The sequence below is a fragment of the Pedococcus dokdonensis genome (assembly GCF_900104525.1).
GTDB classification, from domain to species: domain Bacteria; phylum Actinomycetota; class Actinomycetes; order Actinomycetales; family Dermatophilaceae; genus Pedococcus; species Pedococcus dokdonensis.
The window spans coordinates 3777544-3790764 of record NZ_LT629711.1 but is presented as its reverse complement, the minus strand read 5'-3'; the positions used below and the strand labels follow the sequence as shown (position 1 = coordinate 3790764).

Sequence of the window (13221 nt, the reverse complement as noted above, 5' to 3'; positions counted from 1 at the left end):
GGCAGCCCCCACGTCACCGACGGCCTCCGGCTCGCAGGGCCCCGCCGACGGCCTCGGGCAGGGCTGCCCCCAGCGCTGCGACCCGGAGGACCTCCTGCCGGGCTCCTTGGACGGCCTCGGCGTGGACCGAGACGAGCCGCGCCGCGGCCTCCAGCTGATCGGCGCGACACCGGAGCCCGTCGGCCCGCTCGCCCACCCGCGCACGGAAGAGCGCCGCTGCCGGCGACCGCCACTCCACGTCACCGGCGTGTGCCACCTGTCGTGCGAGCCGGCGCAGCTGTGTGGCGTCGACCGCCAGCCGTCGCGCGATGAGTCTGATCTGTTCGGGGTCCCCCAGCATGGGTTCCACGCTGCCCGGTCCCCCGTGCCCGACCAACGCGAGCGACGGTGGGCTGTGGACGACCGGCGTCGGCCTGAGGTCCTGTGGACGACTCAGCCGCGCACGGTCCCGGTGAGGGGGTCGCGGTCGGTCAGGCAGTAGCGACGACCGCTCGGCGACACCAGCACGGTCCACACCCTCTCGACCCGCTCGACCTCGGCGCCCAGGGCCACGTGCCGCTCCGTCTCCTCGGCACGGTCCAGGCACGCGAAGTCGACGTGGGCCCGCACCGGGCCCTCGTCGTCCTGCCGCTGCTGCAGAAGGAGTCGCACCGGGATCCCGGGGGGCCGCAGGAGGCTGGTGAAACCCGGCACGCTGCCGGCCCGCGCCTCCCACCCGGTCAGCGCGGACCAGAAGGCGACCTCGGCGGCATACCCGCTCCCGGGGACGTCGAGACAGACCTGGTCGAGCAGGGTCCGCGCGTCCGAGCGGACCTGTCCGGCGGCTGTCTCGTGCGGCTGCCAGCGGGTCAGGCAGAAGACCAGACCCCCGGGTGACCGGCACACGACCACGCCGAGCACGCCGTCGTCGTCAGGGACCTCGGCCAGCACCTCCGCGCCGAGCCCGACCGCCTCGTCCCGGGCGCTCTCCAGCGGTTCGGCGACATCGAGGTCGAGGTGGATCCCTCCGCCGCCACCGACCCGCTGGACCTTCAGCCACGCCGAGCCGTCAGCGGGGAGCAGCGTCGCGAACTCCGCTCGCTCACCGCGCCAGGGCGACAGCACCGTCGCCGTGGCCGAGGGCCAGAACTCGATCTCCTCGTCGAACCCCTGCTCGGCCAGGTCGAGGAAGGCCCACACCCACCGGATCCTCATGGCGTGACCACAGCTCCCAGCTCAGCCAGGAACAAGGCCTGGGCGAGGGCGGTGCGCCGCAGCTCCTCCGGGTCGACGCTCTCGCCCGGGGAGTGGATCCGCGAGGCCGGTTCCTCGACCCCGAGCAGCATGATCTCGGCGTCGGGCACCAGCTCTGCGAGGGCCGTGGCCAGCGGGATCGAGCCGCCCTGCCCGGTGGTCACGGGCTCGCGGCCGAACGCCGTGTGCATGGCCCGCCGCATGGCCGCGTAGGCCGGACCGTCGGTGCGGGCGCGGAAGCCCTGTCCCAGCGAGACCGGCTTCACCTCGACCTGCCCGTATGGCGTGTGGGCCCGCAGGTGCGCGGTCAACAGCTGCTGGGCCGCAGCCGCGTCGGTGTCGGCGGGCACGCGCAGGTTGACCACAGCGCGGGCCTCACCCTGCACGGCGGCCGTGACCTGCGAGATGGGAGGGCAGTCGATGGCGAGGACGGTCGCCGCCGGCCGGGCCCACACGAGGTCCGCCACCGTACCGTCGCCCACCAGCGGTTCCACGCCCTCCAGCAGGCCGGCGTCGTCGCGAAAACGGTTGGTGTCGAAGGGCGCCCCGTCCCAGACGCCGTCGTTGGAGAGGCCGTCGATCGTGGTCTGGCCGTCCGCGTCCCGCAGGCTGGCCAGTGCGGTGAGCAAGGCCTGGAGGGCGTCGGGGGCCGGCCCGCCGTACATGCCGGAGTGCGCAGGCTGCGACATGGTCCGCACCGTCACGAGCACACTGCCGGTGCCGCGCAGAGACGTCGTGAGCGTCGGCAGCCCGGCCTCGACGTTGCCGGTGTCGGCGATCAGGAGCGCGTCACACTGCACGAGGTCGGGCCTCGACCTGGCGAGCCCCTCCATGCCACCGCTGGACTGCTCCTCCGACCCCTCGCACACGACGGCGACCTCCACCGGCCACGACCCCAGCACGGAACGCAGTGCTCGCAGGGCCAGCAGGCTCGCGACGAGGTTGCCCTTGCAGTCAGCGGATCCCCTTCCGTACCACCGGCCGTCGCGCTCGGTCAGCTCCCAGGGAGGTGTCGACCACGCAGCCAGGTCCCCGACCGGCACGACGTCGTAGTGCGAGTAGAGCAGCACCGTCGGCGCTCCGGCCGGGCCACGCGTGCGACCCACCACCGCGAGCGACCCGTCCGGGGTGGGGTGCGCCTGTATGCCGTCCACCCCGGCCCGGGTGAACAGCTCGCCGACCAGCGCGGCCGCGGCCCGGCACTCGCTCTCCGGCTCGATCGCCGGGTTGGCGACCGAGCGCAACGCGACGAGACGCGCGAGGTCGTCGCGGGCACCCGGCATACCGGCGTCGACGGCGGCGGCGAGCCGCTCGGCCAGAGAACCCTCGGTCACGGCACCAGGTCGTCGAGGTAGAGCGGCAGCATCTCCCACCAGGTCGGCCAGTCGTGGTCGTAGCGGTCGCCCCAGTCGTCGACGCGGTTGGGGATCCCCTTGCGGCCCAACGCATCCGCGGCAGCCCACGACTCGCCCACGTCCTCCCACCGACCACTGCCGGATGCGAGGACGACGTAGCGGTGACGCAGCATCTCCAGGGCCGGGCCCTCCAGCCCGGGGAGGAACTGGAGCGGCGAGGCGAAGTACCAGTCCTCGGTCGTGTCGGCTCCGTCCATGAACCTCTCGACGTGGTAGGTGCCGCTCATGCAGACCGCGGCGCCGAACAGGTGCGGGTAGCGACAGATCATGGCGAACGAGTTGAACGCCCCGATCGAGGCACCCGCCAGCACCACCGACTGGGGCGAGCTGTCTGCGTGGATGGCGGGCACGACCTCCTCGGCGACCGCCTGGTGGTACTGGTTGAACAGCCACATCCGGTGGGCGGGCGAGCCCTCGTTGCGCTGCAGCGCCTGGCCCGCGGCGCTGTCGCACGAGTAGACCTTGATCCGGCCGGCCTCGATCATCGGGGCGAGCGTGCCGACCAGCCGGTGCCGCTCGACCTCCTCGGCGTCACCGCCCGCGGTCGGGAAGAGGAGCACGGGCACGCCGTAGTGACCCCACCGGACGAGGGAGATGTCCCGTCCCATCCGGTGCGAGTGCCAGCGCTCGGTGACCTTCATGCCGTCCTCCATCTGGTCGGGATCATCTACTCGTACACGAACTTCTGGGGTCCGGGGAACAGCCACGACAAACCGTCGCGCATCCGGTCGCGCCAGTCCTCCCAGTTGTGGCCGTCGCGCGCCTCGACGTACTTCACCGTCATGCCCGCGCCACGGAAGACGGGGACCATCGACCGGTTCGGCGTGATCAGCGGCTCGTAGGTGCCGCAGCTCATGAACAGCCGCTCGACCGGCGCGGTCGGCTTGGCGCGGTAGCGGTTGACGAACTTCACCACCGGGTCGAAGGCCGGCCCGCCGCCGTGGTCGGTGCCGATGTCGGTGAACACCAGCGACGCCGACTGGAGGAACAGCGACCCGAAGACCCCCGGGTAGCGCACGGCGGTCGACAGCGAAGCGATGCCGCCGAAGCTCGATCCCATCAGGCAACGCGCCTCGGGATCGTCGACCAACGGCAGCCGCTCGGCCAGCGTGGGAAGCAGCTCGCGGGCGATGAACCTGGCATGGGGCGCGTGGTTCGGGTACTCCCGCAACCGGTCCCGCGGAGGGACGAAGGCCGCGATGAGCGGGGCGACGTCGAGCCGGTGGATGAGGTTGTCCAGCACCGTCTTCATGGCGGCGTAGTCGAGGTAGTCCTGCCCGTCGTGGACCACCAGCAGGGGGTAGCGCAGGGCCGGGTTGTAGCGCGCGGGCAGGTAGAGCGTGACCGGCTGCTCGCGTCGCAGCGCCTTGGAGCGCAGGGTGTCCTCGACCAGCTCTCCGGGCCGCGCCTCGGGGTCGTGGTGCACCCAGTCGGGCACCTCGTAGCCGGTCGCGGCGCAGACCGAGCTCGACCCCATCGGGGAGTGCGCGAGGCGCGGGTTGAGCGGGTCGTTGAAGGTCTCGTAGTGGTCGGCTCGTCGCGTCTCGAGCTGGTACTCGACCCGCGAACCGCTTGGCAGCTCCGTGGTGATGGCCCACAGGTCGGTGCCGGGCAGCCGCTTCATGGGCAACGGATCGGCCAACCCGACGACGCGGTGGCGGACGCGCACCTCGTCGGCCTCGCCGCGGAACAGGAAGGTGGCTCGCTCCCCTTCGACGATGGGCGCACCGTGCCGCGTGACGAACCGGTCGATGACGGCTCCGTCGACGGGCAGCCGCTCGCGGAGCCGGTTGATGGCCAGGCGTCCCTCGCTCATGACCCCGCCCCCCTGCCAGTGCTTCCGAGCTCGTGGATCGCCCCGTCGATCCCGAGGATCCGCGCACCCCGCGGGAGGCCGCCCGACTCGGTCAGCTCGAGTGCCGTGCCGTCATCGAGCAGCACGCAGTGCTGGTCGGTGAACCGGCGCGCCATCACCGCGCACCGGTCCCGGTCGTCGAGCCGCAGCCGGCGCCGGGCGTGCGGGAGTGCGACCACGCCCTGCACCCGCCCCAGCCCGCGGTCGAACACCTCGGCCTCGGTGTTGCCTTCCGGACCGTGGTCGTGGAACAGCACGACCCGCTCGGTCAGGGCCATCGCCCCGGCCGACCAGGCCACGACCGGCACCTCGTCGGGAAGCCGGATCGCGAACAGCCGCAACGTCCGCAGCAGGGTGCCGACGTGCCCACCGGTGAGGACCACGGCGGCCGACTGCCCCAACAGGTCGGCCAGCTCACCCCGGTGCCAGCCGATCACCCCGCTGGAGTCGATCGGGGCGGCGCCGTCGAGCTCGGCATAGAGGCTCTTGAGCTGCGCGGCATACCAGCGGTCGACGTGCCGGACCACCTCGATCGAGTCGTCCAGCGCCGCGGATGCGGTGGCCTCGCCCCGCACCCGCCCCTCGCCTTCGCGGGTGCGCCGCTGCACGGCATACACCCCGTCCATCGCGTTCTGGAGGCGTAGCCGGTAGAGCGAGAGGAGGGCGTCGTGGCGGTCGCGGAAGGTCAGCGCGGCTGCGCCGAAGGCGGCGTCCTTGGTGATGACGTCGAGGCTGCGGTGGTAGAGCCGCAGGTGGCGTGTGTCGCCACCGAGCACGCTGTCGAGCTCGTCGACGACGTCCTCACGCTCCTCCCACCCGGCGTTGATCGTCGCGACGGGTCCCTCGACCCCGAGGGAACGCAGGGCGGTGCCGGCCGTGGTCATGAACCGTTGCGGCCCCAGGAGGACGGTGCGCATGGGAAGGGTCTAGCCCGCGTGGACGTGGATGGTGCGGCCCACGTCGTCGAGCATGCCGCGCAGGGTGTCGTAGTCCGGGTGGCGCATGCGCACGTAGGCGTTCGCCATGTAGCCGGCCTCGACCGGCTGGGTGTGGTGGCCGACCGGAGGGAAGTGCCCGTCGATGATCCACTCGCCGTGGCGCCCCTGGATCTCGTCGATGCCGCTGTAGCCGGTGATGTGGCCGTCGGCCTCCGGGCGCAGCGCGATGATCCCGGCGGAGTAGGGGCGACGCATCGGCGACTCGGGGACGCCATGGGCGATGACGTGCGCCCACTCGCGGTAGACGTCGACGTCGTTGCTCGCGGAGTAGAGATCCCAGCAGCCGACTCCCGGGGGGCGGCAGCCGATCTCGGAGAACTTCAGGCCCTTCGGCCCGTGGAACCACTCCATGTGGGTCGCGCTCGTGCCGATGCCGAGCGCCTCGATCACGCGGGCACCCATCGCGGCGACCTCGGCGTAGAACGACGAGTCAGCCATCCGGTTGGTGGTCACGAACTGCGGGGAGATCCAGCGGCTGCGCATCGCCTCGAGCACGTTGGGGTAGTAGTGCGTGGTCCAGTCGTGGACCACGCGACCGTCCTTGGCGATGGTGTCGTAGAAACCCTCGTGGCCCTCGACGAACTCCTCGATCGCGATCGAGGTGGCGCCGTGCGAGCCGAACTCCGTCAGCGCGTGCGAGAGCTCGTGGTCGTTGTCGACCCGCATGGTGTCCTTGGCGCCCGCCCCGTCCCTCGGCTTGAGGATCAGCGGGTAGCCGACCGCCTCGGCGAAGGCCCAGGCCTCGTGGGCGTGGTCGATGGCGGCCGACGCCGCGGTGGGCACGCCGGCCTCGCGCAGCGCCTGCTTCATCGAGGGCTTGTCGCGGCAGAGCCAGGTGGTGCGCACCGACGTGCCGGGGATCCCGGTCGCCTCGCGGACCTGGGCCGCCACCATCGTGTGCGCCTCCACGGTGGCCTCGAGCCCGTCCACCCAGACCTTGGACTGGATGAACCGCACCGCCTCGGTCATCGCCCGCAGGTCGGTCACCGAGCCGACCTTGTAGTAGCCGCTCATCGCGCCGCGGAGCTCGTCGTCGAGGGTGTACTCGTCGGACTCACCGATGCCGATGACGTTGGCCCCGACCGACGCGAGCGCCAGGGCGAACCGGCGCTGGTTGGCCGGGAAGCCCGGCTCCACGAAGACGATGTTCACGGCCCCGACTCTAGCCACGCGGAGCGGCGGGTGCGCGAGGGCGGGGACGACCCGACCGCTTCCTCAGGTCAGGGCCGACCAGCTCGCGCGCACGCGCTCGGCCCACCACTCGACCCGGTCCGCCGGCGCCGCCCAGCGGCTGAGCAGCTCCTCGTCCGCCTCCACCCGGCCTACCTGCAGGGCGCCGTCGCGCGGGAGCAGCGGTGCGGCGGTCACGTCGCCCTCCAGCAGCGCCACGGTGCCCAGGCCGCAGGCGTGGGGCAGCTCGGGCAGCGCCGCGGCCAGCGCGACCCCGGCAGCCATCCCCACCGACGTGTCGAGGGCTGACGAGACGACGGCCGGGAGCCCGCAGTCGGCGACCACCTCGAGGGCGCGCGCGACGCCACCCAGCGGGGCGACCTTGACGACGACCAGGTCGGCCGCCTCCTCGCGCGCCACCCGCAGCGGGTCGTCGGCCTTGCGGATCGACTCGTCAGCCGCGACGGGTACGTCGATCCCGTTGCGTGCCAACGCAACCCGCAGCGCGCGGAGCTCACTCACCTGGGCACAAGGCTGCTCGGCATACTCCAGCCCGTATGCCGCGAGGCGCCGCAGCGCGTCGGTCGCCTCCTGCACCGACCAGCCGCCGTTGGCGTCCACGCGGATGCGACCACCCGGCCCCATCACCTCGCGCACCGCTGCCACCCGGTCGACGTCGTCGGCCAGCGACTGGCCACGCTCCGCGACCTTGACCTTCGCCGTGGTGGCGCCGTCGAAGCGCGCCAGCACGGCCGCGACGTCCGGGGCGGCGACGGCCGGCACCGTCGCGTTGACGGGGACGCTGGTGCGGACCGGCTCCGGCCACCGACCCCACCCGGCCTCGATCGCGGCGGCCAGCCAGCGGGACGCCTCCACCGGCTCGTACTCGAGGAACGGTGCGAACTCGGCCCAGCCCGACGGACCGCGCAGCAGGGCCGCCTCCCGGACCGTCACCCCGCGGAACCGGACTCGCATCGGGATCGCCACCACCCGCATCCGGGCGAGGAGCTCTTCCAGCGCAGGCGGCTCGACCACGGTGGACGGGCCCGCGGCGGGCGTTGTCGGCATGCGCCCATTGCAGCAGACCCACCCACCGCAGACGTGCCCGACCCGTGGCTGCCGGGCCGGGCACGTCCCCCTGCGAGCAGGGGTCGAGGCGGTCAGTGGTGGTCGTGGGTGCTCAGCTGGTTGCGGATCTCCCCTGCGGGATAGAGCGTGCTGTGCACGTTGGCGTAGGTCGAGTCGGCCCGGATCGCGGCCAGCAGCTCGGAGAACTGCCCGGCCGTGATGCCCTGCGCCGCGGGACCGATGACGTCCGAGGAGTCGAGCATGCCGCTGACCTCACCCGGGTTGGTGGTGGGACAGGCCGGGGTGCCGGCGGGTCCGTTGCCGAGGTTGCTGCAGAGGAACACGCTGATGCCGCCGGTCTGCGACGGAGACCCGAAGTGGATGTGCGACTGGGTGACCGTGCCCTCGAGGTTCGCGTAGCGCACCGTGTAGGCGATCGTGCCCGCCTTGGGGTCGATGCGCAGGCGGATCGAGCCCTGCCCGCTCGTCGACAGGGCCAACGGCGTCTCGTGGTAGCCGCTGAGCCGCTCCGTGAGCGTGAACGCCTTCTGGCTCCCGCCGCTGTCGTGGGCCGAGGCGACGGCCCCGAACCCTGCGACGCCCACCGCGCCCAGCGCGGTGGCGGTGGCGAGCACGCCCCACTGCTTGAGTGTCTTCATGCAGTCCTCCTGACGATGTCCGGGGCAGGGCCCTGCCCCAACAGGTGGAGACGGGACAGCCCGTGGCCGGGTTCACCGAGCCGCCCCATCCGGGATCACGACGGTGACGAAGACCACCCAGCAGGAGTCGATGCCCCACGCTCGTGAAACGCTGGGCAAAACGACCTCAACCCAGACAGAAAGGCGCCCCCGTGCCGACCCTCTCCGACTTCACCGCCACCACCCTCGAGGGCCAGGAGCAGCCGTTGTCCGCGTTTGCCGGCAAGGTCGCCCTCGTCGTCAACACCGCCAGCGAGTGCGGCTTCACCCCCCAGTTCGAGGGGCTGGAGAAGCTGTACGGCGAGTACGAGGACCAGGGCCTGGTCGTGCTCGGCTTCCCGTGCAACCAGTTCGGTGGCCAGGAGCCCGGCGACGAGGCGCAGATCGGTGAGTTCTGCCAGCGCAACTACGGCGTCACCTTCCCGATGTTCGCCAAGGTCGACGTGAACGGCGACGACGCGCACCCCGTCTTCGACTGGCTGAAGTCGGAGAAGGGCGGGCTGCTGGGCAGCAAGATCAAGTGGAACTTCACCAAGTTCCTCGTCGGCCGTGACGGCAAGGTGATCAAGCGCTACGGCTCGACCACCAAGCCCGAGGACATCACCAAGGACCTCGAGAAGGCCCTCGCCGAAGCCGCCTGACCCACCCCTCACCCGTCACACCCCGGTCGGACTGCGCCCAGGTCGGTGGGTCCCTCCAGCCGATCGACGACGAGGTGTGCCGCGGGGGCGACCACGCGGCATACCTCGCCTGCCGCGCGGCTAGGCTCGCGCAGGTGAGCGAGCAGCCTGTGGTGAGCCAGCCCTTCGACCCGGACGCGTGGGACATCGTGGAGGGTTTCGAGTTCACCGACATCACCTACCACCGGGCGCGTGGCGTGGGCGCGGTGCGGATCGCGTTCGACCGGCCCGAGGTGCTCAACGCGTTCCGGCCGCACACCGTCGACGAGCTCTACCGGGCCCTCGACCACGCCCGGCGCACCCCCGACGTCGGGGTCGTGCTGCTCACCGGCAACGGCCCCGGACCGGAGGGCTCCGGCAGCGCCGGCCAGTGGGCGTTCTGCTCCGGCGGCGACCAGCGGATCCGTGGGCGGTCGGGCTACCAGTACGCGCAGGGCGACACCGCCGACACCGTCGACGAGCGACGGGTCAAGGCCGAGGGCGGGCGGCTGCACATCCTGGAGGTGCAGCGCCTCATCCGCACCATGCCCAAGGTCGTCATCGCGGTGGTCGGCGGATGGGCGGCCGGGGGTGGTCACTCGCTGCACGTCGTCTGCGACCTCACCATCGCGAGCCGGGAGTGCGCGCGGTTCAAGCAGACCGACGCCGACGTGGGCTCGTTCGACGGGGGCTACGGGTCGGCCTACCTCGCCAAGATGGTCGGCCAGAAGTTCGCCCGCGAGATCTTCTTCCTCGGCCGCACCTACAGCGCCGACGACATGCACCGGATGGGTGCGGTGAACATCGTCAGCGCGCACGCCGAGCTCGAGTCCGACGCCCTGCAGGTGGCCCGCGAGATCATGGGCAAGAGCCCCCAGGCCCAGCGGATGCTGAAGTTCGCGTTCAACCTGCTCGACGACGGGCTGATGGGCCAGCAGGTGTTCGCCGGCGAGGCGACCCGGCTGGCCTACATGACCGACGAGGCCGTCGAGGGGCGCGACCAGTTCCTCGAGAAGCGCGACCCCGACTGGTCGCCCTACCCCTGGTACTTCTGAGCGCGGGTCGTGGTCAGCCGGAGCCGCCGAGGTCGACGTCGTAGGCCTCGTAGACCAGGTCGGCGCCCTTCTGCCGGTGCCGCACCAGCTGCCCCATCAGGGTGGTGACCTCCTCACGGAACACCGGCAGGTCAGCGGTGGTCCCCCCGTGCTCCAGCACGGCGAGGTAGGCGTCGATGTCCTCGCGGTAGCGCTCGTGCTCGCGCAGCAACCGGTCCACCCGACCGGTCAGCCGTGGGTCGCCCCGCCGCACCGAGTCGTACAGCCCCCCGGCTCGCTCGGTGAGGTCGATGTGGTCGCGGAAGTCGTGCGACAGCTCGGCCAGCGCGGCCCGCACCCGTTCGCGCCAGGCACCGCCGCGGGCGATCGGGGAGGCGAGCGCCTCGTCGACGGCCGCGACGGAGTCGCGCAGCTCTCCGCGGTGGGCCCGCACCCGCTCGATGTAGGCCGCGAAGTCGGCGTCCATGGCGCACCTCCCCTCCCATGGTCCCGCCACCGCTGCGCGCCGTCCACCGGGCCGGCCGGGCCCGCCTGCGGGGCGGCTAGCCTGACCGCGTGACGTCACTGCGATCACTGGCCATCGCCGCCGGCCCGGAAGCCGTGGCCGCGTTGCCGGTGTTGCGCAGGGCATTGGACGGCGAGCTCGCCGTCGTCCCGTATGCCGCGGCGGCACCACCGCCCGCGCTCCCCGACGGCGCCGTCCCCGACGAGGGGACCGCCCTCGTGGTCGGCACCTCCGGCTCGACGGGCACCCCCAAGCTGGCGATGCTCCCGGCCACCGCCCTCGCCGCCAGCGCCGCGGCCACCCACGACCGGCTCGGCGGCCCCGGCGCCTGGTTGCTCGCGATGCCCCCACACCACATCGCGGGGGTGCAGGTGCTGCTGCGCTGCGTCGCCGCAGGCACCGAGCCCGGGTTCGTCGACCTGTCCGACGGCTTCACGCCCGGCTCCTTCGTCCACGCCGCCGCGGTGTTCGGCCAGCCCGGGTACGGCGCCCGGCGGTACACCGCCCTGGTGCCCACCCAGCTCGTGCGCCTGCTGGCCGACCCCGCCGCGACCGAGGCGCTGGCCGGTTTCGACGCGGTCCTGGTCGGTGGGGCAGCGACCCCACCCGCCCTGCTGGCCCGAGCCCGCGACCGCGGCGTCCGCGCCGTCACCACCTACGGCATGAGCGAGACCTGCGGGGGCTGCGTCTACGACGGCCTCCCCCTCGACGGCACCACGGTCCGAGCGGACGGGGAGGGACGGCTCTGGCTCGGCGGACCGACCCTGGCCACCGGCTACCTCGGCCGCCCAGACCTCACCGCGGCGTCCTTCGCCACGTCCGGGGACGGGACCCGAGAGTTCCGCACCGACGACGTCGGCCACGTGGACGACGAGGGACGGTGGCACGTCGACGGCCGGCTCGACGACCTGATCACCACCGGCGGCCTCAAGGTCGCGCCCAGGCTGGTCGAGGACGCCCTGACCGCACTGCCCGGGATCGCCGAGGCCGTCGTGGTCGGCACCCCCGACGACCACTGGGGGCAGGCGGTCAGCGCAGCGGTGGTGCTCGCCGCTCACCCCGGCGACCACCCCGGCGACCACCCCGGCGACCACCCCGACCGACCCGCCGACGCCACCGATGACGCCCCCACGGTGAGCGGGCTTCGCGAGCTGCTGCGCGGCATACTCCCGGCGCACGCCATGCCGCGACGGGTCCTGGTGCTGCCCGCGATCCCGCTGCGCGGACCCGGCAAACCCGACCGGGTGGCGGTCGCCGAACGGTTCGCCGACCGCGCGTGACACCATGGGGGCATGATCCGGCTGTTGCCCTGGCTGCTGCTCCTCGCAGTCACCGTCTATGCCGTCATCGACTGCATCCAGACCGACGACGCGCAGGTCAGGGGGCTGCCCAAGCTGCTCTGGCTGCTGCTGATCCTGCTCTTCCCGATCGTCGGCACGATCGCGTGGTTCATCGCCGGGCGACCGCAGCGCGGCAACGCCGGGGGCCAGGGCCGCGGGCCGGGTGGTCCATCTCACCGCCCGCCGGCCCCGCGTGGCCCCGACGACGACCCGGACTTCCTCCGTAGGCTCTGAACCACACGCTCGGAGCCAGCGCTGCGCACCGAGAGCCTGGGACGACGACGTCCCGCACCACCTGCCCGCACGACCTGAGCGAGAACACCACCCCATGGCCACGCTGAACCAGTGGATCGCCGGCGCCCGCCCGCGCACCCTCCCCGCCGCCGTCGCCCCCGTCGTGGTGGGCACCGCTGCCGCCGCAGCCGTCGACCGCGCCGACCTCGCGCTCGGCCTGCTCGCGCTGCTCGTGTCGATCGGGCTCCAGGTGGGGGTCAACTACGCCAACGACTACTCCGACGGCATCCGCGGCACCGACGGTGAGCGCGTCGGCCCGGTGCGCCTGGTCGGCCAGCACCTCGCCGACCCCGACAACGTCAAGCTGATGGCGTTCGCCTTCTTCGGCTTCGCCGGGTTGGTCGGCCTGGCCCTCGTCGCCCTGAGCGAGGCGTGGGTGATGATCCCGGTCGGCGCGCTGGCCGTGCTGGCCGCGTGGAAGTACACCGGCGGCGACAACCCCTACGGCTACCGCGGGCTCGGCGAGCTCTACGTCTTCCTGTTCTTCGGGCTGGTGGCCACCCTCGGCACGCTCTACACGCAGGCCAAGGAGCTCACCTCGGTCGGAGTCGCCGGAGCCGTCGGGGTGGGCGCCATCGCCTCGGCGATCCTGGTCGCCAACAACCTGCGCGACATCCCCACCGACCGCGAGAGCGGCAAGCTGACCCTCGCGGTCCGGCTCGGCGACACGGGCACCCGCTGGCTCTACGCCCTGCTGGTCCTGGTCGCGGTCGCGATGCTCGTGGTGATCGCGACGCAGCACCCGCTGGCGTGGATCGCGCTGCTGTCGCTGGGCATCCTGTGGAAGCCGGCGCAGGCGCTGCGCACCGGCGCCACCGGCCGCGACCTCGTGCCGGTCCTGGCCGGGACCGGCCTCTTCGAGATCGGGTATGCCGTGCTGCTGGCGATCGGCATCACGCTCTCCTAGCCCGCTGTCAGCAGCGGTTGCGAA

At 72.5% G+C, this 13221-nt stretch carries 15 protein-coding genes; 5 read left to right on the top strand and 10 right to left on the bottom strand.

Going from position 1 to position 13221, the window contains the following annotated elements; translation table 11 throughout:
- Nucleotides 1–13: 13 nt before the first annotated feature.
- From BLQ34_RS17845 to BLQ34_RS17805, 9 genes are all read right to left on the bottom strand, one after another.
- Nucleotides 14–340 carry a hypothetical protein gene (locus tag BLQ34_RS17845; RefSeq protein WP_091788639.1) on the bottom strand — a complete coding sequence of 109 codons (327 nt, stop codon included), beginning with the start codon at nucleotides 338–340 and terminating at the stop codon, nucleotides 14–16.
- 92 nt (nucleotides 341–432) lie between these two features.
- Complete coding sequence (locus BLQ34_RS17840; protein ID WP_091788637.1) at nucleotides 433–1194, bottom strand: VOC family protein; 762 nt, start codon at nucleotides 1192–1194, stop codon at nucleotides 433–435.
- Nucleotides 1191–2567 (bottom strand): M20/M25/M40 family metallo-hydrolase, encoded by a 1377-nt coding sequence (locus BLQ34_RS17835; RefSeq protein ID WP_091788635.1) that lies wholly within the window; start codon nucleotides 2565–2567, stop codon nucleotides 1191–1193. The genes BLQ34_RS17840 and BLQ34_RS17835 overlap by 4 nt, the downstream gene beginning before the upstream one ends.
- The gene (locus BLQ34_RS17830; RefSeq protein WP_091790192.1) at nucleotides 2564–3289 is read right to left on the bottom strand and encodes an esterase family protein; all 726 of its coding nucleotides are present in this window, start codon (nucleotides 3287–3289) and stop codon (nucleotides 2564–2566) included. The genes BLQ34_RS17835 and BLQ34_RS17830 overlap by 4 nt, the downstream gene beginning before the upstream one ends.
- A 26-nt stretch (nucleotides 3290–3315) precedes the next feature.
- A complete protein-coding gene (locus tag BLQ34_RS17825; RefSeq protein WP_091788632.1) occupies nucleotides 3316–4464 on the bottom strand; it encodes an alpha/beta hydrolase-fold protein in 1149 nt (382 codons plus the stop codon).
- A complete protein-coding gene (locus BLQ34_RS17820) occupies nucleotides 4461–5420 on the bottom strand; it encodes a type 1 glutamine amidotransferase family protein (protein ID WP_091788630.1) in 960 nt (319 codons plus the stop codon). The genes BLQ34_RS17825 and BLQ34_RS17820 overlap by 4 nt, the downstream gene beginning before the upstream one ends.
- Nucleotides 5421–5429: 9 nt before the next feature.
- A complete protein-coding gene (locus BLQ34_RS17815; RefSeq protein ID WP_091788629.1) occupies nucleotides 5430–6653 on the bottom strand; it encodes an ATP-grasp domain-containing protein in 1224 nt (407 codons plus the stop codon).
- Nucleotides 6654–6716: 63 nt separating this feature from the next.
- Nucleotides 6717–7739, bottom strand: a complete 1023-nt coding sequence (locus BLQ34_RS17810) for an o-succinylbenzoate synthase (RefSeq protein ID WP_091788626.1) — start codon at nucleotides 7737–7739, stop codon at nucleotides 6717–6719.
- 92 nt (nucleotides 7740–7831) lie between these two features.
- On the bottom strand, nucleotides 7832–8398 hold the full coding sequence (locus tag BLQ34_RS17805) for a CHRD domain-containing protein (protein WP_091788623.1): 567 nt from the start codon (nucleotides 8396–8398) through the stop codon (nucleotides 7832–7834).
- A gap of 191 nt (nucleotides 8399–8589) precedes the next feature.
- On the opposite strand from BLQ34_RS17805, the gene BLQ34_RS17800 reads away from it, so the two are divergent.
- Together BLQ34_RS17800 and BLQ34_RS17795 are read left to right on the top strand one after the other, a co-directional pair.
- Nucleotides 8590–9078, top strand: coding sequence for a glutathione peroxidase (locus BLQ34_RS17800; RefSeq protein WP_091788620.1), 489 nt, complete (start codon nucleotides 8590–8592; stop codon nucleotides 9076–9078).
- A 134-nt stretch (nucleotides 9079–9212) separates the two neighbouring features.
- Nucleotides 9213–10151, top strand: coding sequence for a 1,4-dihydroxy-2-naphthoyl-CoA synthase (locus BLQ34_RS17795; protein ID WP_091790190.1), 939 nt, complete (start codon nucleotides 9213–9215; stop codon nucleotides 10149–10151).
- Between the two features lie 13 nt (nucleotides 10152–10164).
- Here BLQ34_RS17795 and BLQ34_RS17790 read toward each other — a convergent pair whose 3' ends face one another.
- On the bottom strand, nucleotides 10165–10617 hold the full coding sequence (locus BLQ34_RS17790; protein ID WP_091788617.1) for a hemerythrin domain-containing protein: 453 nt from the start codon (nucleotides 10615–10617) through the stop codon (nucleotides 10165–10167).
- Nucleotides 10618–10706: 89 nt separating this feature from the next.
- On the opposite strand from BLQ34_RS17790, the gene menE reads away from it, so the two are divergent.
- From menE to BLQ34_RS17775, 3 genes are all read left to right on the top strand, one after another.
- On the top strand, nucleotides 10707–11936 hold the full coding sequence (gene menE, locus BLQ34_RS17785) for an o-succinylbenzoate--CoA ligase (protein ID WP_091788615.1): 1230 nt from the start codon (nucleotides 10707–10709) through the stop codon (nucleotides 11934–11936).
- A 12-nt stretch (nucleotides 11937–11948) separates the two neighbouring features.
- A complete protein-coding gene (locus tag BLQ34_RS17780) occupies nucleotides 11949–12230 on the top strand; it encodes a PLDc N-terminal domain-containing protein (RefSeq protein WP_091788612.1) in 282 nt (93 codons plus the stop codon).
- A gap of 94 nt (nucleotides 12231–12324) precedes the next feature.
- Nucleotides 12325–13197, top strand: coding sequence for a 1,4-dihydroxy-2-naphthoate polyprenyltransferase (locus BLQ34_RS17775; protein ID WP_091788610.1), 873 nt, complete (start codon nucleotides 12325–12327; stop codon nucleotides 13195–13197).
- Nucleotides 13198–13221 lie beyond the last annotated feature (24 nt).

Bases quoted from the DNA above. Each gene is read 5' to 3' on its own strand.
- BLQ34_RS17845 (WP_091788639.1), bottom strand. From the start codon at position 340: ATGCTGGGGGACCCCGAACAGATCAGACTCATCGCGCGACGGCTGGCG.
- BLQ34_RS17840 (WP_091788637.1), bottom strand. From the start codon at position 1,194: ATGAGGATCCGGTGGGTGTGGGCCTTCCTCGACCTGGCCGAGCAGGGG.
- BLQ34_RS17830 (WP_091790192.1), bottom strand. From the start codon at position 3,289: ATGAAGGTCACCGAGCGCTGGCACTCGCACCGGATGGGACGGGACATC.
- BLQ34_RS17825 (WP_091788632.1), bottom strand. From the start codon at position 4,464: ATGAGCGAGGGACGCCTGGCCATCAACCGGCTCCGCGAGCGGCTGCCC.
- BLQ34_RS17820 (WP_091788630.1), bottom strand. From the start codon at position 5,420: ATGCGCACCGTCCTCCTGGGGCCGCAACGGTTCATGACCACGGCCGGC.
- BLQ34_RS17810 (WP_091788626.1), bottom strand. From the start codon at position 7,739: ATGCCGACAACGCCCGCCGCGGGCCCGTCCACCGTGGTCGAGCCGCCT.
- BLQ34_RS17805 (WP_091788623.1), bottom strand. From the start codon at position 8,398: ATGAAGACACTCAAGCAGTGGGGCGTGCTCGCCACCGCCACCGCGCTG.
- BLQ34_RS17790 (WP_091788617.1), bottom strand. From the start codon at position 10,617: ATGGACGCCGACTTCGCGGCCTACATCGAGCGGGTGCGGGCCCACCGC.
- BLQ34_RS17780 (WP_091788612.1), top strand. From the start codon at position 11,949: ATGATCCGGCTGTTGCCCTGGCTGCTGCTCCTCGCAGTCACCGTCTAT.
- BLQ34_RS17775 (WP_091788610.1), top strand. From the start codon at position 12,325: ATGGCCACGCTGAACCAGTGGATCGCCGGCGCCCGCCCGCGCACCCTC.